The following is a 17,103-nucleotide window of genomic DNA, read 5'->3' as shown; positions in this document are numbered from 1 at the left end:
TCCGCCTAAAACCGTTGCGGGCAGTGGACGCCGCCACTCCCTCGCGGCGCTCTCCGCGACCGCTCCCCCGCGCTCCCCCGCGCGCCCTCACACGTCGTCGATCAGCCGTTCCGCCGACAGTGCCCAGCGGTACGTGAGTTCCGCCAGCGTGGACACCTGCCACAGCTCCCGCAGCTTGCCGATCTCCTTCGAGAGCGTGCGCAGCCCGATCCCCAGCCGCTGCGCCGTGATCCGCTGCTCGATCCCCGCGGCCGTGTCCCGCAGGATCTCCCGCTGCAACCGGGTCGTCCGCGCCCCGGCGGCCACGTCCGAGACCCGGGGGTCACCGTGCCAGATCTCCGCGCGGCGCCACTCCTGGTCGAACCCCTCCGCCATGTACGCCACCGCGGCCCGGTCCAGGACGTGCCAGGCGGCGTGGCTGGGGACGGAGTTCACGATGTGGTCGGAGATGAACGCGGTACGCCGGTCCACGATGATGCACCGCTGGAACGGCCCGATGAGCGTCCGGAACTGGGCCCCCCTGCCGGTCATCACCCGCGCCCACTGCCGTGTCGCCTCGTCGTCGCGGACGTTGTCGCGGTACAGGGTGCGCACGCTCACCCCCCGCTCCAGGGCGCGGCTGTCCCGGTCCATGGCGAGGGCGAGGAGCTCCGGGGGGCGCGGCCCGCCGGGCTGGGCCGTGAGCAGTTCGTCCTGGGCCTGGCTGATGGCGTGCTCGATACGGGCGTTGACCAGACCGGGTTCCGTCAGGAACTCCGAGCCGCGCCCCGAACGCCACTTGGCCCGCTCGAAGTGCACGCTCAGCTCGTCAGCGTCCTCCGGTATCGCCGCCATGCGCGCCGCCCGCGCCGCCATCTCCCGCAGGTCCGCGTCCAGTTGCCGCCGGGCCGCCTCCTGCGGGTCCAGGGCTATCGGAATGTCCGGCAGATCGGCGTCCACCGCCACCAGGCCGCGCTCCCGCAGCCGGGCGAGCACCGGGCCGTCCTCGGGCGTCAGGGGCTCGTGGCGGGTGATCCGCCCGTACAACTCGACCGCCTCCGGCGGCAGCCGGTCCGTGCGCCGCGCCGGATTGTCGCTCTCCACCTGGTTCGCCCCCGTCGGCGCTCTGCGTGTCTGCGCCGGGCGCACACACGCAGCCGCCACTGCTTGATCGCCACCTGTCCGACCAGGCAGCGTACCGGTGGGCCTGTACGGCACCGGCCCGCACGAGGGGTTCACGAGGGGATCATGAGGGGCTCTGGACCAGGCCGAAAACGTTCGCACGGAGGTGCGGTGTTCGACTGTCCAGTGCTCCCTCCGGGGAGGTTGAACCCCCGTACCGGCACCAGCTCAGCTCAGCTCACCGAGGCGGCCGCCCGCGACTCTCCGACGGGGCCGCGCACGTATGGGGAACACGTTTCATGGACAAGGTTGCTCTGCGCGGCCTGCTGCGCGAACGCCGCGCCCGCATCACCCCCGAGAGCCACGGCCTGCGCCGGCCCACCCGGCAGGGCCGGCGCGCCCCCGGTCTCTCCCAGGCCCAGATCGACCAGCTGCTGCACCGCGCGCCCGACACGTACGGGCGCCTGGAGTCCGGCCGCTACGGCAACCCGCCCGCCGATCTCCTCGAAGACGTCGCCCGCCTGCTGGGCATGAACGAGCAGGAGTGGATCGCCCTGTGGCGCTACGGCCTCGGGCAGGATCCCCCCTATCCCCTCAACGCGCGCTCCGGCGAGGAGATCCCCGGGGTCTGGCAGGAGGCCGTCGACGGGATCGCGCACATGGCGTACGTCCATGACCGCTCCTGGAACCTGCTCGCCCACAACGCCGCCTTCGCCGCGCTCTTCCCCTGCGGCCGGGCCCCGCACAACGTCATGCGCTGGATGGCCCTCGACCGCACGGCCCGTTCGGTCCTGACCGACTGGGACAACGCCTGGGCGCCGTTCGCCCTCCCCTATCTGCGCGGTGCCCTCGCGGCCGACCCCCACGACGAGACGCTGAAGCAGATCGAGAAGGAGATCCTCGCCGACCCCGTCTCCTCCCCCATCTACGAACGGGCCGTCGCCCACCTTCCCCTGGACGGCGACGAACGCCCCCTGCACCATCTCGCCCTCGGCCCCGGCTGGGTCACCCTCTGCGCCGCCCAGCCGATGGCGTCCCCCGGCGCCCGCATGATCATCCTGGTCTTCCATCCCGGCGAGCGGCGTCGGCAGGCCGCCCGTACTCCGATGCTGCGAGCTATCACGCCGTGATAGCTGGCGTGGCCGGACCTATCACGCCGTGATAGGTCCGGCCACGCAACCACCTTCGCGCTGCCACCTATCACGGCTATCACGGCTATCACGGCGTGATAATCCGTGCCCCTCAGCCACCTTCGCGCCGGCACCTATCACGGCGTGATAGCCCCGGCCGACCTATCACGCCGTGATAACTACCCTCCCCCGCCGTCCACTTCACCCCACTTGGGTGGTTTTCACCCCCTCTCCCCCATCCCCGAAGTCAGAAAGCTAACGTGTCGGTCCATCAAAGGATCTTCGGCGTTAGTACAGTTACGTTCCATGACCTCACCCACCTCACCTGCATCCAAAAGCGACCGGGAGAAGGTCGTCTCGAAGCTTCCGCTGCGGCTCCGCCAGGAGTTGAAGATCCGGGCGGCTCAGCTCGGTGTCGACATCCAGGAAGCCGTCGAGACCGGCATCACGACCTGGCGCAGCCTCGGCTCGAACCTCTCCCCCATCGACACCTCCGGCGCCGAGTCGTTCGCCACCTTCCTGCCCGCCGAGCAGTGGTCCGGTTTCCGAGGCGACTGCAAGGACCGGGGCGTCTCCCTCATCCAGGGCCTCGCCCAGTCCGTACAGGTCTGGCTCGACCACCACCCCGCCCCCGCCGTGCGGCGCCCGGCGATCGTGCGGCGCATCGTGGTCTGCAACCAGAAGGGCGGTGTCGGCAAGACCGCGATCACCGCCGGTACGGGTGAGGCCCTCGCCGAGGACCCCGCGACCCTCATGCCCGTACGCGTCTCGAAGCACTTCGCGGCGCTCCTCGACGACGGCGAGGACGGCCGGGGCAACGACCCCCTCGCCCTCGAAGACCTCCCCGGTCTGGGCCAGCGCGTGCTGCTCGTCGACTTCGACCCGCAGGGCCACCTCACCAAGCAGCTCGGCCAGGAACCCCTCCCCATGGGCGGTGACTCCCTCACCAACCACATGGCGGGCGACGCCAAGGGCGAGCTGCGCGAGGTGATCGTCCCCATCGACGAGGACCGTTTCGGCGACCGGCTCCACCTGCTGCCCGCCTGCACGGACGCCTTCCTCCTCGACGTACGCCTGGCTTCCGTACGCGCCCGGGAGGCCGCGCTCGAACGGGCCCTCGCCCCCATCGAGGCCGACTACGACGTCATCCTCATCGACTGCCCGCCCAGCCTCGGCCTGAGCATGGACGCCGCCGCCTACTACGGACGCCGCCGACCCGACGAGGTACCGGGCAACTCCGGCACCCTCATCGTCGTCCAGGCCGAGGACAGCAGCGCCGACGCCTACGACCTGCTGACGTCGCAGATAGAGGACATGCGGACCGACCTCGCCCTGGAGCTCGACTACCTCGGCATCGTCGTCAACCACTACGACGCCCGGCGCGGCTACATCGCCACGTCCTCCCTCCAGTCCTGGATGGACATCAAGGACCCGCGCGTCGTCGGCGTCATCGGAGACCTGAAGGAACAGAAGGAAGCGGTACGGGTCAAGCGTCCGCTCCTGTCGTACGCCCCGCGCTGCGACCAGTCCGTGGGGCTGCGCGCCCTCGCCCGGGAGATCAGCAAGTGAGCAGCAAGGCCAAGAACCTCGGAGCCGGGTCGTCGTTCGGGCAGGCGCGTGCGGTCTCCGCACGCCGGGCCGCCATCGGCGCCGCCACCGTCGCGCCCACCGCCGGCGTCCCCGACCCCACCGAACTGCCCGTCGGCCGCATCAGCCAGAACCCCGACAACCCGCGCGAGCAGCTGCGGGATCTGGACGGTCTGGCCGACAGCATCCGCGAGATCGGTCTCGTCAACGCCATCACCGTCGCCTCCGTCGAGGCGTATCTGCGGGAACGCCCCGACCGGGCCGACGACCTCGACCCCGAGACCCGCTACATCGTCATCGACGGTCACCGGCGGCTGGCCGCCGCCAAACTCGCGGGCGTCCCCACCGTCCGGGTCAGCGTCGACAACGCCCTCGTCTCCACCGACGAGGCGCTCCTCGAAGCGGCCTTCGTCGCCAACGTCCACCGCGACGACATGAACCCGCTGGAGCAGGCGCACGCCCTGAAGAAGCTGGTGGAGTTCTACGGCTCCCAGAGCCGCGCCGCCAAGCGCCTCGGCATCGCCCAGTCCACGATCTCCTCCAAGCTGTCGGTCCTCGATCTGGCCCCGGAACTCCAGGCCGATCTCCTGGAGGGCCGCCGCAAGGTCGAGCACGTACGGAACCTGTCGAAGTACGACGCCGAGCAGCAGCGGGCCCAGGCCGACGCCCGGGCGGCTGCGGCGGAGGAACGCCGGGAGGCGAGCAGGCGGGCGGCCGAGCTATCACGCCGTGATAATCCGGGCGGGGGGAGCGACGTGGAGCGCGGCGAGCTATCACGCCGTGATAGCTCGGCGAGTGATGCGGATCTATCACGGCGTGATAGCCGGGAGCCCGAGACCGACCTATCACGGCGTGATAGCCCCGAGGGCGAGGCCGACCTATCACGGCGTGATAGCCCCGAGGGCGAGGCCGATCTATCACGGCGTGATAGCCCCGAAGGTGAAGCGGATCTATCACGGCGTGATGGCCGGGACCCCGGGGCCGATCTATCACGGCGTGATAATCCGGAAGCGGCCGCGGCGGCCAGAACCGCGGCCGGGTCGGGCGCCGGGGGAGTGGCCGAGGTATCACGGCGTGATAGCCGGGACCCCGAGGCCGACCTATCACGGCGTGATAATCCGGTCCCTGCTTCCGCCCCCAAGCCCGCCTCCGCGTCCCCCTCCCACGGAAGCGACCTCCCGGCCCAGCGCCCCGAGGCCCCCGCCGCTCGGCCCGTCGTCAAGATGCCCTGGACCGACGGCGTCGCCTGTGCGGAGATCGCGATCTCGCGGATGACGCCGGTGGAGCGGGGCCGGATGGTGGAGCGGCTCCAGGAGGAGGCCGCCCGGGACCGGGCCGCCGCCTCGACGGAACCGTCGACGACCGGCTGAGGAGGGGCCGGGCGAGGGCGACCGGCCCTCTCTGACACCCGGCCCCCCGTCGCCCCGACACCCGGTCCGACAGCGGCCAACCGGCGACGGCCGCGCGGTCTCGCACGGTCGGGGAACCCCGCGAGCTATCACGCCGTGATAGGTCGAACGGGCCGCGCGGGCGGTCGTCGACCTATCACGGCGTGATAATCGCGGACCGCTACGGGCCGCTCCAGCCGGGGTTGTCGGCAGGCGTCAGCCTGCCGAACAGGGATGTGCAGGTGTCGCCCCGGGCGGTCTTCAGGACGTACGCGGGTGTGGTCCGCGCGACCGCGTCCCGCAGCCGGGCCAGCAGCAGATGGACGGGCGGCAGGTCGAGGGAGAGTGCTTCCGCCAGGCGGGCGCGGCGCGCCGTGAGGTGGGGCTCGACCCGGCGCAGGTCGTTCTCCAGGTACGCGGCCGCCGCCCGCATCGCGGTCAGGCTGCCGCCGCCCGAGAACCGCAGGCAGTCCTGCCAGCCCGGCAGTCCGACGATGACGGCCAGCGCGTCGCCGAGGCTGTCCGCGATCAGGCCGCCCTCGCCCTCGGGGCTCGCGTACACCACGGCGCGCTGCCCGCCGGGGTCGCCGCACAGGAAATAGGTACCGCCGACGTCGTCTCCGGCGAAGCCCTCCACCGGCACGCCCGAGGGCACCGTCAGCACCTCCCCGTGGTCGCGGCAGGACATGTCGAAGCCGCACAGCGCGTACATCGACTCGGACAGGTCCGGGTGGTCGCGGAAGCGGGCCAGCAGGTCCTCGACGGACGACACCGCCCGGCCGTGCGAGCCGGACGAGCCATACGAGCCGTGCGAGTCGTACGGGACGGGCGCCGGACCCGGGGGAGCGGTGGTGCGGTGGACGGGGCTCGCGCGGCAGTGGACGGGCCTGCCCCGGGTGTGGCGGGGCGGGGCGGGCGGCAGGGGGAACGTCCGCCAGGTCGTCAGGGTCGCGGGCGCCACCGTGCCGTCGTGGACGGGCCGCGCGCTGATGGAGACCGGAGTCCGCTCACCCCCGTCGAGCAGACTCCATGTCTCGTACGCCCGCGACCCGTGCGCGTCCTGCCGTAACCACGACAGGCGTCCGGTGTCGTCGCGCGGCGCGAGGGGCGGGGCGCCGCCCCCTGGACCGTTCGCCGCCACGCGCAGATAGGCGTGCTCGGCCTGCCGCTGCGCGGTGGCCAGACTGCTGAAGAGCAGCCCGCCCTCTCCTTGCGGACCGTCCGGCCAGCACGTCTCGTACACCACGCTCCGGCCTTCGTACCCGATCTCCCGGTCCGGTGACGCGAGGCTGTGCATGGATCCCCTCCTGCTCGTGGCTCTTGCCGTGCTGCCGCGTTCTGCGCGGGACACGATGCCTATCGAAGGAGCGGGAACTCCACCAGGAAACGGCGCTTCCGGAAAGGGGATTTCCCAGCGAAATCCGGTCACTTGGCGGACGGCGTGACGCCGCGCGCCCCGCTTCTACCGGGAGGCGGACACAGCGTCAACCGCCCGTGGTGGGGGAGGGAGAGTTCTCGCCATGGTCGTTTCCTGGGGGTGCGGTCTTCCTTCCGGGGCGTCTCGGGGCGTAGGGCGTGGAAGTGGCTGGTGGGGGAGGGGAGGGTGGGGGAGTGGGTCAGCGGCCGGGGGTGGCGCCGAGCGGCGGGGGGCCGGTGGATTCGGCGGGATCGGTGCTCTCGGGGTCGCAGCCGAGCAGGGTCATCAGCGCCTCCAGCTTCTGCCGGGGGAGCGCGCCGACCGCCCGGAAGGCGTGGGCGCGTACGCCCCGGTCGTGCAGGAGCCGTTCCATCTCCCGCTGGGCGGACTGCCGTTCCAGCTCCTGGAGCCGCTCGCGCAGGACGCGGGCCAGGGCGCGGTCGGCCGGTTCGGTGAGCCAGCCGGAGTGCACCCGGAACCACTCGCTGATGCCGAGGACCGTGTGGACGCTGGGGACGGCGGGATGGTCCGGTTTGCGGTAGGCGCGCAGTGCCTGGGGGGTGACGCCGATGCCCTGGGCGATCTCGGCCTGGGTGTGCGGGGCCACCGCTTCCCCCACGGGCCGCACGACGCCGTCGCCGCACCTCCTGCGGGTGTTCATCAGCAGCTCCAGGCGCTGCTGGACCCGGGCCGCCACCCCGGGGTCGGCGACCCGTCCCCCGGCGAGCAGCTCCCGTACGTCCGCCGGGGGCACCCCCGAGGCGTAGGAGAGCTCCACGGCGTCCAGGACGTCCTCCGGCCGCCGTTCCAGCTCCTCGATCAGGGCCTGTACGCGGTCCAGCATCGCGTCGAGCCCGCAGGCGTCAGTCACGGCACCCCCTGGTCGTACCCCGCCGTCGCTCCTCGAAGGCCCGAGCGTAACGACTGCGGCGGCTTGAACCCACCCCCCGGGGCAAAGCCGGCTTTCCCTGGCGGGAAAGCCTGGTTGACATGGGTGGTGGGGGAGTTGCAGGATCACGACAAAGGTGACGGAGTGTCAATACAACGTCGCCGCGCGGGACTTCATTCGGCGGCCGCCCCCCGGGGGAGCGGCCCGGGGATCCCGCACCACGGGGACGGGGACGGGGATGGCCATGACGGTGGGTATGCGTGAGGTCTTGGGGTTCGAGAACCCGGCGCGGGCGGGGACGGGTGGCCGGCCCGCACGCCCCGAACCGCTCCAGGAGCTCATCCGGGGCCGCCGCAGCCGCCTCGGGCTGAGCCAGGAGGCCGTGGCCGAACGGCTCGGGGTCAGCTCGCGCGCGTACGGCAACTGGGAGCGCGGCCGGGTCAAGGAGTGGACCGACGGCAAGCTCCTCGCCCTCGCCGACGTCCTGGAGATGTCGGACTACCAGGTGGAGCGGCTGTTCCGGCTCACCGTCGGCCGTTTCCCCGCCCGGGTGCGCCGGCCTCCCGTCCACGGCGGGCGGGCGTCGTGCAAGGCCGCCCAGGCGGTCCTCGCCGACTACGACGTCATGATGAACGCGCTGTCGCTGCCCGCCCTGCTGATCGACCACCGGTGGGAGGTGCAGGCCGCCAACGACGCCTACCACGACCTGTTCGCGGGTCTGGGCGCGCACGCGGACGCCGATCCCGCCGTCAGCTTCCTGCGGTTCGGACTGCTGCATCCCGAGGCCGGGAGCATCCTCGCCAACCACGCCGACTGGCGGATCTCCCTGCTGTCCGCGCTGGCCGCGGCGCGCGAGCAGTACCCCCACGATTCCGCGCTGCGCGCCCTGCACGCCGATGTGCACCGCCGCCCCTCGCTGCGCGCCCTGTGCCGCGACGCGCTGGAGGGCTGCGCCCCGGACGGCGCCGCGGACCTCGCCCACCCGGAAGGCCCGCTGCGCGTCCTGCGCCATCCCGATCCGCGGCGCGGCCTCCAGGTCTGCCGGCTGGTCGAGGAGATCCCGACCCGCGCGCACGCGCTGGGCCTGACGCGGCTGACCTTCGTCCTGACCCCGTTCGACTTCCCGGGCGTGGCCGCGCCCGGGCGCGAGGGGAGAGCCCGCCGCGCGGCGTGAGCGCCGGCGGGGGAGGGGCGGGCGGCCGGTACCGGGTGCGCGAGGACTCCCGGTACCGGCGGCCCGCCGGGCGGGTCCGTCAGCTCTCGGCCGCCACCGTCTGCCCACCCGGCAGCCGGTCCCGCAGCCCCGCCACCAGCTCCGGCCGCCCGGCGACCGCCTCCGGTACGCAGTCCGGGGCGAGCCGCACCGCCGCGTCCAGAACGTTCACCAGGTTCAACGGCTCGTCACAGCCGTCGAGATGGCGGTACTCCACGGCCGTCAGCACGGCGAGGCGCTCCCACAGCCCCAGCCCCGGGCGCCGCAGCTCCCGCAGCACCACCCGCGAGGCCTCCTCCACTCCGGTACCGGCGCGGTGCAGCTCGTGGACGCGTCCGCGCACCTCTTCCAGGTACGCCATGTACGCGCGCACCTCGTCCTGCCCCATGAGCGGCCCGTGGCCCGGCACGACGACGCGCGGGCCGAGGGCGAGGATCCGCGCGCAGGCCGCGATCACCCCGCCCAGGGGCCCGGCCCAGTGCACCGGCACGTCCCCGGCGAACAGGACGTCCCCGGCGCACACCACACCGCTCTCCGGCAGATGCACCACCAGGTCCCCCGCGGTGTGCGCGGGGCCCACCTCGTACAGCTCGACGGGCGTCGAACCGACGAGGAGGTCGAGACGGCCGCTGAAGGTGCGGGTCGGCGGGACGACGTCGATTCCCGTGTAGTCGTAGCGGCCGAAGTGCGCGAGCAGATACCGCTCGAAGGGCACCTCCGCCCGGCACCCGTCGAGGACGGCCTGGAGCTGCGAAGGAGTGGGCTCGGCGCACAGGTGCGCCAGGTTCGCCTCGGTGCTGATGATCTCCGCGTCGGGGAAGAGGCCGTTGCCGTAGCTGTGGTCGCCGTTGGCGTGGGTGTTCACGACGGTCGAGAACCGGGCGCCGGGCGCAAGGACCTGGCGGGCGGCCGCGAGCAGGGCGTGGGTGAGGCCGGCGGTGTAGGGCGTGTCCACCAGCAGGGCGTCGGACTCGGAGCCCACGACCACGCAGTTGGCCATGCCCCAGGTGCCGGGGGAGTGAGGCAGCCAGGCGTGGACACGCTCGTCGAGCCGGAGGAGTTCGGAAGGAATCAGCATGCCCGCAATTGTGGGGGCGAGGCTCTCGTTCCGGTGGTGCGTTCCGGCGCCGGGCGGGCGGGCATGGCCGACCGCGTACCCCCGAGCCCCCTTTCGCGCCGGTCCCTATGTCCCGCTGCTCTGCGCGGAGTTGGGTCCGTGCGCCCGGGACGGTTTCCCGGCGGTGGCCGCCGGGCGCCGGGCGCGCAGCCCCCGTACGATCACCGCCGCCCGGCGCCGCGCCCGCAGGTATCCCGCGCACCACCACAGCAGGGGGGCGGCGCGGGTGCCGTGGGCCAGCAGGAAGCGCTCGTTGCGGACCGTGCCGGGGCGCCAGTGGCCCTTGTACGTCTCGGAGCCGCGCAGCATGCTCAGTACGGCGCGGCCACTGCCGTCCAGGCGGCGGGCGGAGGTGCGCAGCAGCATCGTGGCCACGTCGACCTTGTGCGCGCGCAGGACGGGGTGGGCGCCGTAGAGGTAGCCGCCCGACAGGGACGGGGACTGGAGGGTGAGGTCGCAGGCCACCACCGTGCCGTCCAGGCGGAACTCGGTGAGCACCGCCTCTCCCTGAGCCACCATCAGCCGCACCGCGCGGTCCAGGTGTTCGGCGAACCGGGGGCGCAGGTGCTCGCGGGTCACCCCGCGCCCGCGCCACTGCAACCGGTGCAGGGTGAGCAGGGTGTCGAGGGCGGCGGGGACCTCCCCGGACGCCACCGCCCGCTCGTCCACCGCGAGCGCGTCGATCCTGCGGAGTTTGGCGCGTACCCGCTGGGCCGCCTTCGAGGGGAGGCGGGCCAGCAGCTCGTCCATGGGGGCGGCCGGGAGCTCCAGGCACACCGAGTCCGGCAGGCGGGCGCTCAGGCCGGGCCAGTGGGCGAGCAGCAGTTCGGCCGCGCTGCCCGGGCGTACCTCGTGCAGGTCCACCAGCGCGCCGCCCGCCGCCTCGCGCACCGCGGCCACCAGCGTCCGTGCCGCCTGCGGCGCGCAGGAGTCGTCCAGCAGCACGTCGGTGAAGTCGGTGATCGCGCCGCCCAGCGGCACCAGGGTGCGCAAGGGGCGGAAGACCAGCATCAGCGGGGCGGCGGCGACGAGTTGGCCGTCCCGGCGCACCAGCACCAGGCGCAGCCGGCCGCTCACGCCGTACGACGTCCACCACGAGTGCAGCCAGGCGTGGCTCTGGAAGGGGGTGGCCGTGCGGCAGCGGCCGTGCAGGTCCCGCCACTCGCGCGCCAGCCCCGCGAAGCGGCCGCTGTCCGTGCACACCTCGGCCACCAGGGCGGTGTCCCGGGCCGTCGTGACCGTCACCGGGCGCCTCCGTAGGGCGCGCCGACGGGCAGGGCGGGCGCCGGTACGGGCGCGGGCTCGCGCCGGGCGGGCCGGACGAGCAGGACGAGACCGCCGGTCAGACCGCCGGCGCAGCCGCCCACCAGGGCGGTCAGGGAGGGGGGCGCAGAGGAGGGGTCGACGGGGCGGGCCGCGCGCGAGAACTGCACCAGGCGCACGCCCGTACTGGCCTCGGTGTGCGCGCCGTTGACGGTGAGCGAGCGGGCCACCGCGTTGGCGATGTCGGCGGCCTCGCCCGGCCGCTCCGAGGTGCCGGTGATGGCGATCATCGGCGCGTCCGGGGACGTCGCCGTCTGCACCTTGCGGCGGATCGTGTCGGCGGGCACCCCGGCCCAGGTCTGCGCGTCGCCGACCACCGCGACCTGGGTGGCGACCCGCCCGTACGCCTGGGCGAAGCCGAGGGCGGTCGCCGGGTCCGACGTGCCGGTGGGGGTCACCACGACATAGCTGGTCGCGGAGTACTCGGCGGGGCGGGCCAGTCCGTACACGCCGCCCGCGGCCGCGCCGAGCAGCGCGCACACCGGCAGCGGCCACCACCTCGGCAGCGGCCGGGCAGCGGGGTGCGACCGCGTCCGGCGCCAGGGGCTGGGGGATCGGCTCATCGTGCGCTCACTCCTGACGTGACTGACGGGTCTGAGGGGTCTGACGGGTCTGACGGGGCTGGGGAGACAGGGGTGTTGGTGGGGTCCGGGGTGTCGGTGCGGGCCGAGAGGTCCGGGGCGTCGGGGACGGCCGGGGCGTTCGCGGCGAGGGGCGGGTGCTGTCTGCCGAGGACGGGGGTCGTGCCGTGCAGGGCGGCCTCGTAGACCGCCGTCAGACGGGCCGCCGAGGCGGCGATCGTGTAGTGCGCGACGGCCGGGGGCACGGGCAGACGGCCGGGCGGTGCCTGGCTCGCGGCCCGCAGCGCGGTGAGGAAGCCCGCCGGGTCGGCCCGTACCGCGCCCGGCGCCTGGCCGGGGGGCAGGTCGTCGACGGCGGGGCAGGTCGCGTAGACGACGGGCAGGCCCGCCGCCAGCGCCTCCACCACCGCCAGGCCGAAGGCCTCGTCGGCCGACGGCGAGGCCAGCACGTCCGCCGCGGCGAGCAGGGCGGGCAGATCCAGGCCCCCGCCGCCTCCCTCGTACGCGCACTCGCCCGCGAAGCACACCCGTCCGGCCACGCCCAGCCGCGCCGCCAGCGCCCGCAGCGCCGCCTCCTGCTCGCCGCCGCCCACCAGGAGCAGACGCGCGCCGGGCAGATGGGGCAGGGACCGGACGAGGACGTCGAAGCGCTTGCCCGCGACCAGGCGGCCCACCCCGCCGATCACGAAGGCGTCGTGCGGCAGGGCGAGCAGGGTGCGGGCGCGGGCCCGCAGCAGCGGGTCGAAGCGGAAGCGGTCCGCGTCGATGCCGTTGGGCACCACGTGGATGCGGCGGGCGGGCACGCCCCACTCGCGCAGCCGCCGGGCGATCGTCGCGGACACGGCGACCGTGGAGGTGCCCAGGCGTTCGGAGGCCAGGTACAGGGCGCGCACCCCGGCGCCGAGCGGGCGGCCCTCGATGGTGGCGGCGCCCAGCGAGTGCTCGGTGGCCACGACCGTACGGACGCCGGCGAGGCGGGCGGCGGCCCGCCCGTACAGGCAGGCGCGGTAGAGGTGGGTGTGGACCAGGTCGTAACGGCCGCGGCGGATCAGGCGGGTCAGGCGCGGCAGGGCGCTCAGGTCGCGGTTGCCGGCCATGCCGAGGTGGTGCACCCGTACGCCGTCGGCGGTCAGGCCCTCGGCGACGGCCCCGGGGTTGGTGAGGGTGACGACCTCGCAGGACGCGGGCAACGCGCCGATGAGCAGCCGCAGTTGCTGTTCGGCGCCGCCGACGCCGAGGCCGGTGATGACATGCAGGACTCTCACCGTGCCTCCTGCTCCGGCGCCGGACGGCTCTGGGCCGGTTCCTCGGGGGCGGGTCCGGGGGTGTTGCCGTCCTGGGGGCGGCGGGGCGGGGCGAGGGGGGCCGGGCGGTCCTCGGGCAGGAAGCCGGCGCCCGGGCCGTCGCCGGGCGGGCGGCGCCGCCAGCGGTGCAGCCGGCGTTTGAGGTGCAGCCGCCAGCTGGTGTCGCCCTCGCCGATGTGGACGCGCGGCAGTGCGTAACGCCCGGTCAGGGGGCCGGGGTCGATGGCGCAGGCATAGCTGTAGCCCGCCGCGCGCACCGCGTCGAGGGCCCGCTGGTCGCAGCGGCCGTACGGGTAGCAGAACCCCGGCACGTCCCGGCCGGTCAGCGCGCGCAGCAGGGCGCGGCTCTCCGCGGTCTCGCGGCGCAGGGTGTCGTCGTCGGCGGTGGTGAGGTCGGTGTGGAGCAGGCCGTGCGAACCGATCTCCATGCCCCACGTCACGGCGCGCCGCAGGCCCTCCTCGTCCAGGAGCGGGCGGCGCGGGCCGAGCGGGTCCCAGTCGTTGGTGCCGCCCAGGTGTCCGGGCAGGGCGAAGACGGTGGCCGTGCAGTCGTAGCGGCGCAGCAGCGGCAGCGCCTCCTCGGTGAAGTCGGCGTACCCGTCGTCGAAGGTGAGGCCCACCAGTCGGGTGCCGCCGCCGGCGGCGCGGGACCGCAGCAGCTGGGCCATGCCGACGCCGAGCAGCCCCCGGGCGCGCAGCCAGCGCAGTTGCCGCTCCAGGCGGCGGGGGGTGACGGTGATGCCGTACGGGTCGTCCTCGCGGGCGTCGGCGCGGGCGCCGACCGAGTGGTACATCGCCGCCCACAGGGCGGGGGTGTCAACGGGCATGCCTCGGCCTTCGGGTCAGGGGGCGGGTCAGCGGGCGCGGCAGCGCCCGCAGCAGCGTCAGCGGCGCGAAGCCGCGGACGCGGGCGGCGCGGGCCAGCACGGGGAAGGCGGCCGTGGCCGCGAGGGAGCCGGCGGCGAGCGCCGCGGCCGGGTCGGCGACGCGGGCCGCGCACCACCAGCAGGCGGTGGCGGCGCCCGCCCCGGCCGCGGTGAGCTTCAGCAGTTCGCCGCCGACGCGGAGCCGGGCGAGGCCGACCGGGCGGCGGCCCGCGCCGGCGAACAGCAGCAGCGCGCCGCAGGCGATGCCGAGGGCGTTGGCGGCGGCGATGCCGCGCGCCCCCCACTGGGGCGCCGCCCACGCCCCGGCGCCGGCCGTGACCCCCAGGCACACCAGCATGGTGGCGGCCGGGTACCAGGTGGGGCGGGCCGCGGAGAAGAAGGAGCGGACCAGGACGCCCACCATGGTCTGGGCGAGCAGGCCCAGCGCGTACACGCGCATCACGGCGGCGGTGGCGGCGGTGTCGGCGGGACCGAACGCGCCGCGCTGGAAGAGCACTTCGACGATCTGCGGGGCGCAGCCGACGACGACGGCGCCGCCGAGCAGCACGATCGCCCCCGCCACCAGCAGATCGCCCTCGACGCGCCGGCGGGCCCGCTCGGTGTCGCCCGCGGCCAGCGCCCGGGCGACCACGGGGAAGGTGACCGTGCACAGCATCAGGGAGAGCACCATCGGCATCTGCGCCACTTTCTGGGCGTAGTTGAGGTGCGAGATCGCCCCGGCGGGCAGCGGGGCCGCGAGGTGGCGCTCGATCAGGGTCTGGCACTGGCGGCCGAGCGCGAAGACGACGACGGGGGCGACCATGGCCAGGCGCACGGCGCCGGGTGCTTCCCCGGGCCGCCCCGGCCGCTTCACCGGCCGGCGCTGCCCGGGGATGGTGCGCGGGCCGCGCCGGTGAAGCCCGCCGCGTCCCCGCGGCGCGGCACACCGTCGCCGCAGTGCGCGGCCGGCGCCGGACCGCCGGTCGCCGCCGGGATCGCCCCGGCCGTGGAAGGCGTCCCCGACGGGACCGGGGTCGCGCCATCGTGCCCCGCGCCGTCCGGTGCGCCGCATCCCCCGCCACAGCGACGGCACCTGGGCCGCGACCATCAGGGCGCCGCCCACCGCGACCCCGGCCGCCGCCGCCCGTACGCCCCAGGCGCGGCCGCACACCAGCAGCACGGTGATGATGCCGGTGTTGTACGCCACGTAGATCGTCGCGGGGGCGAGGAAGCGGGCGTGGCCGCGCAGCGCGGCGCTGCAGTAGCCGGCGAGGCCGAAGGTGAGGGCGCAGGTCGCGGTGGCGCGGGTGCAGTCCACGGCCAGGGCCCGCTCGGGCAGGCCGGGTGCCAGCAGGTCCACCAGGGCGGGCGCCGCCGCCGCCAGCAGCGCCGCGGCCGCCGCGAGGGCCGCCAGCAGCCGGGGGAGGGTGGCGGCGACCAGGGCCCGCACGGGGTCGGGGCCGCCCCGGTCGCGCCGCAGGGCGGCGAGGCTGAACGCGGGGACGAGCACCAGCGCGAGCCCGTCCTCGATGAGGAGGGTGGCCGCGACCTCCGGCACCGTCCAGGCCACCAGGAACGCGTCGGTGTCGGGGCCCGCGCCGAAGACGTGCGCGAACGTCCGGTCGCGCAGCAGCCCGAGGACCGCGCCCGCGACCGTGAGGGCGGCGGTGACGGCGGCGGCCCGGGCCAGGAACCCGCCGGAGTTCGGCTCCGGGGCGGGGCCGCCGTCCTGGCGGTGGGCCGGTACCGGGCCCGGCGCGGTGGGGGAGGCGTCGCTCATCGCCGTACGGCCTCTTCGGATACGGCGTCTTCTGATACGGCGTCTTCGGGGACGGCGTCGCCGTCCGGGGCGAGGGCCCACCAGGCGGCGAGGCCGAGCGCGAGGGCGGTCAGGACGGTGGAGGGGCCGCCGATGTCTCCGTAGAAGAAGTCGACCAGGAGCCACAGGAGCAGGCCGGTGGCGGCGAGACCGCAGTCCCGGTCGCGGCGGCGGCCCGCGGCCGCCGCGTACAGCCGGCGCAGGGCGGCGACGAGGAGCGCGGCCCACCCGGCGACCAGGGTGCACACCCCCACCAGCCCCTGCTCGCTCAGGACCAGGAGGTACATGTTGTGCGGGGAGAGCAGCGGCTGGCGGCGGAAGGCGGCGCCCGCGCCCGCGGTGTCGCTGCCGGAGGACAGGGCGAGGGGGGCGTGGCTGTCGCGGTGGGCGGGGAAGCCCTTGAGGCCGACGCCGGTCAGGGGCGCCTCGCGCCACATCGCGGCGGCGGCGCTCCACAGGGTGTACCGGTCGGTGACGGACTGGTCGGGGGCGTCGGTGACGCGGGTGATGCTGGTGAGGCGTTCCTGCAGGAGCGCGGTCCCGGCTCCGGCGCCGCCGACGACGACCACGGCGAGGGCGAGGACGGCCGCCGCGACCGTCACCGCCCGCCGCACGCCCGCCAGCAGGAGCAGCGCCGCGCAGGTGACGGCGGCGGCGATCCAGGCGCCGCGGCTGAAGGAGAGGGTGAGGGGGAGCAGCAGCGCGGCCGCGCACACCAGCGCCACCGGGCGCTGGGCGCGGCCCGCGCGGGCGTCGGGCGCGAGCGCGAGGCCCACCGCGCACACCAGCCCGAGGGCGACGACGGTGGCCATGCCCATGATGTCGGAGGCGCCGAACGTGCCGACGGCGCGGATGTCCTCGCCCATGTAGGAGGCGCCGGTGGCGGTGGCGTACTGACGCACCCCCACCGCCCCCTCGGCCAGGGCGAGCGCCACCAGCGCCCAGGCGACGACCGTGAAGTCGCGGCGGTCGCGCACCAGCAGGAGCACCGACACCGGTACCAGGACGAAGATCTCCAGATAGCGGGCCAGCCCGGCGAGCGCCTCCCCGGCCTCTCCGGCCCCGGCGGCGGCCACCGCGATCCCCGCGGCGGCGGCGCCGAACAGGACCGCGGCGGCCGGGGCCAGGGGGCGCGCCCCGGACCGGAGCGAGGAGCCCAGCGCCCACAGCGCGAGGACGGCGCAGGCCGCGTCGGCGGGTGTTCCGGTGCCCGTTCCCTCGCCGCCCGCGCCGCCGGGCGGTGGCGCGGCGAGCAGCACGAGGACGGCGAGCAGCGGCAGCAGGTGCAGAGGGCGGCGCACGGCCGGGTGCGGGGCCCGCGGGGGCGGGGCGGTGGTGCGGGGCGGCGCCGCCGCGTTCCGGCTCATC

General features: G+C 74.9%; 14 protein-coding genes. 4 read left to right on the top strand and 10 right to left on the bottom strand.

The window, feature by feature from the left end:
- Nucleotides 1–87 precede the first annotated feature (87 nt).
- A complete protein-coding gene (locus ABZ404_RS21630; RefSeq protein WP_358834550.1) occupies nt 88–1,083 on the bottom strand; it encodes a hypothetical protein in 996 nt (331 codons plus the stop codon).
- Nucleotides 1,084–1,400: 317 nt separating this feature from the next.
- Here ABZ404_RS21630 and ABZ404_RS21625 point away from each other — a divergent pair, with 317 nt between their 5' ends.
- The 3 genes from ABZ404_RS21625 (at nt 1,401) to ABZ404_RS21615 (ending at nt 5,188) form a co-directional block, all read left to right on the top strand.
- Nucleotides 1,401–2,231 carry a helix-turn-helix domain-containing protein gene (locus ABZ404_RS21625; protein ID WP_358834551.1) on the top strand — a complete coding sequence of 277 codons (831 nt, stop codon included), beginning with the start codon at nt 1,401–1,403 and terminating at the stop codon, nt 2,229–2,231.
- A gap of 306 nt (nt 2,232–2,537) precedes the next feature.
- Complete coding sequence (locus ABZ404_RS21620) at nt 2,538–3,800, top strand: ParA family protein (protein ID WP_358834552.1); 1,263 nt, start codon at nt 2,538–2,540, stop codon at nt 3,798–3,800.
- Nucleotides 3,797–5,188 (top strand): ParB/RepB/Spo0J family partition protein, encoded by a 1,392-nt coding sequence (locus ABZ404_RS21615; protein ID WP_358834553.1) that lies wholly within the window; start codon nt 3,797–3,799, stop codon nt 5,186–5,188. The genes ABZ404_RS21620 and ABZ404_RS21615 overlap by 4 nt, the downstream gene beginning before the upstream one ends.
- A gap of 199 nt (nt 5,189–5,387) precedes the next feature.
- Here ABZ404_RS21615 and ABZ404_RS21610 read toward each other — a convergent pair whose 3' ends face one another.
- Together ABZ404_RS21610 and ABZ404_RS21605 are read right to left on the bottom strand one after the other, a co-directional pair.
- Nucleotides 5,388–6,503, bottom strand: a complete 1,116-nt coding sequence (locus tag ABZ404_RS21610) for a hypothetical protein (protein ID WP_358834554.1) — start codon at nt 6,501–6,503, stop codon at nt 5,388–5,390.
- Between the two features lie 319 nt (nt 6,504–6,822).
- On the bottom strand, nt 6,823–7,494 hold the full coding sequence (locus tag ABZ404_RS21605; RefSeq protein WP_358834555.1) for a hypothetical protein: 672 nt from the start codon (nt 7,492–7,494) through the stop codon (nt 6,823–6,825).
- A 274-nt stretch (nt 7,495–7,768) separates the two neighbouring features.
- Here ABZ404_RS21605 and ABZ404_RS21600 point away from each other — a divergent pair, with 274 nt between their 5' ends.
- Nucleotides 7,769–8,686, top strand: a complete 918-nt coding sequence (locus ABZ404_RS21600) for a helix-turn-helix domain-containing protein (RefSeq protein WP_358834556.1) — start codon at nt 7,769–7,771, stop codon at nt 8,684–8,686.
- Between the two features lie 79 nt (nt 8,687–8,765).
- Here ABZ404_RS21600 and ABZ404_RS21595 read toward each other — a convergent pair whose 3' ends face one another.
- The 7 genes from ABZ404_RS21595 to ABZ404_RS21565 form a co-directional block, all read right to left on the bottom strand.
- Nucleotides 8,766–9,803, bottom strand: a complete 1,038-nt coding sequence (locus ABZ404_RS21595) for an MBL fold metallo-hydrolase (protein WP_358834557.1) — start codon at nt 9,801–9,803, stop codon at nt 8,766–8,768.
- A 105-nt stretch (nt 9,804–9,908) separates the two neighbouring features.
- The gene (locus tag ABZ404_RS21590) at nt 9,909–11,087 is read right to left on the bottom strand and encodes a GNAT family N-acetyltransferase (RefSeq protein WP_358834558.1); all 1,179 of its coding nucleotides are present in this window, start codon (nt 11,085–11,087) and stop codon (nt 9,909–9,911) included.
- Nucleotides 11,084–11,728: a lipopolysaccharide biosynthesis protein gene (locus ABZ404_RS21585; RefSeq protein ID WP_358834559.1), complete on the bottom strand. Its 645-nt coding sequence runs from the start codon at nt 11,726–11,728 to the stop codon at nt 11,084–11,086. Before ABZ404_RS21585 ends, ABZ404_RS21590 begins: the two co-directional genes overlap by 4 nt.
- Nucleotides 11,725–13,011, bottom strand: coding sequence for a glycosyltransferase (locus ABZ404_RS21580; protein ID WP_358834560.1), 1,287 nt, complete (start codon nt 13,009–13,011; stop codon nt 11,725–11,727). The genes ABZ404_RS21585 and ABZ404_RS21580 overlap by 4 nt, the downstream gene beginning before the upstream one ends.
- Nucleotides 13,008–13,877, bottom strand: a complete 870-nt coding sequence (locus tag ABZ404_RS21575) for a polysaccharide deacetylase family protein (RefSeq protein ID WP_358834561.1) — start codon at nt 13,875–13,877, stop codon at nt 13,008–13,010. The genes ABZ404_RS21580 and ABZ404_RS21575 overlap by 4 nt, the downstream gene beginning before the upstream one ends.
- Nucleotides 13,867–15,696: a lipid II flippase MurJ gene (locus ABZ404_RS21570; RefSeq protein ID WP_358834562.1), complete on the bottom strand. Its 1,830-nt coding sequence runs from the start codon at nt 15,694–15,696 to the stop codon at nt 13,867–13,869. The genes ABZ404_RS21575 and ABZ404_RS21570 overlap by 11 nt, the downstream gene beginning before the upstream one ends.
- Nucleotides 15,693–17,102 carry an O-antigen ligase family protein gene (locus ABZ404_RS21565; RefSeq protein ID WP_358834563.1) on the bottom strand — a complete coding sequence of 470 codons (1,410 nt, stop codon included), beginning with the start codon at nt 17,100–17,102 and terminating at the stop codon, nt 15,693–15,695. Before ABZ404_RS21565 ends, ABZ404_RS21570 begins: the two co-directional genes overlap by 4 nt.
- Nucleotide 17,103: the final 1 nt, after the last annotated feature.

The organism is Streptomyces sp. NPDC005878, assembly GCF_040629815.1.
Lineage (GTDB): Bacteria > Actinomycetota > Actinomycetes > Streptomycetales > Streptomycetaceae > Streptomyces.
The sequence above is the reverse complement of the archived record's forward strand: the minus strand, read 5'-3'. Positions and strand labels throughout refer to the sequence as shown.

Bases quoted from the DNA above. Each gene is read 5' to 3' on its own strand.
- ABZ404_RS21565 (WP_358834563.1), bottom strand. From the start codon at position 17,102: ATGAGCCGGAACGCGGCGGCGCCGCCCCGCACCACCGCCCCGCCCCCG.
- ABZ404_RS21570 (WP_358834562.1), bottom strand. From the start codon at position 15,696: ATGAGCGACGCCTCCCCCACCGCGCCGGGCCCGGTACCGGCCCACCGC.
- ABZ404_RS21625 (WP_358834551.1), top strand. From the start codon at position 1,401: ATGGACAAGGTTGCTCTGCGCGGCCTGCTGCGCGAACGCCGCGCCCGC.
- ABZ404_RS21620 (WP_358834552.1), top strand. From the start codon at position 2,538: ATGACCTCACCCACCTCACCTGCATCCAAAAGCGACCGGGAGAAGGTC.
- ABZ404_RS21595 (WP_358834557.1), bottom strand. From the start codon at position 9,803: ATGCTGATTCCTTCCGAACTCCTCCGGCTCGACGAGCGTGTCCACGCC.
- ABZ404_RS21575 (WP_358834561.1), bottom strand. From the start codon at position 13,877: ATGCCCGTTGACACCCCCGCCCTGTGGGCGGCGATGTACCACTCGGTC.
- ABZ404_RS21610 (WP_358834554.1), bottom strand. From the start codon at position 6,503: ATGCACAGCCTCGCGTCACCGGACCGGGAGATCGGGTACGAAGGCCGG.
- ABZ404_RS21600 (WP_358834556.1), top strand. From the start codon at position 7,769: ATGCGTGAGGTCTTGGGGTTCGAGAACCCGGCGCGGGCGGGGACGGGT.
- ABZ404_RS21585 (WP_358834559.1), bottom strand. From the start codon at position 11,728: ATGAGCCGATCCCCCAGCCCCTGGCGCCGGACGCGGTCGCACCCCGCT.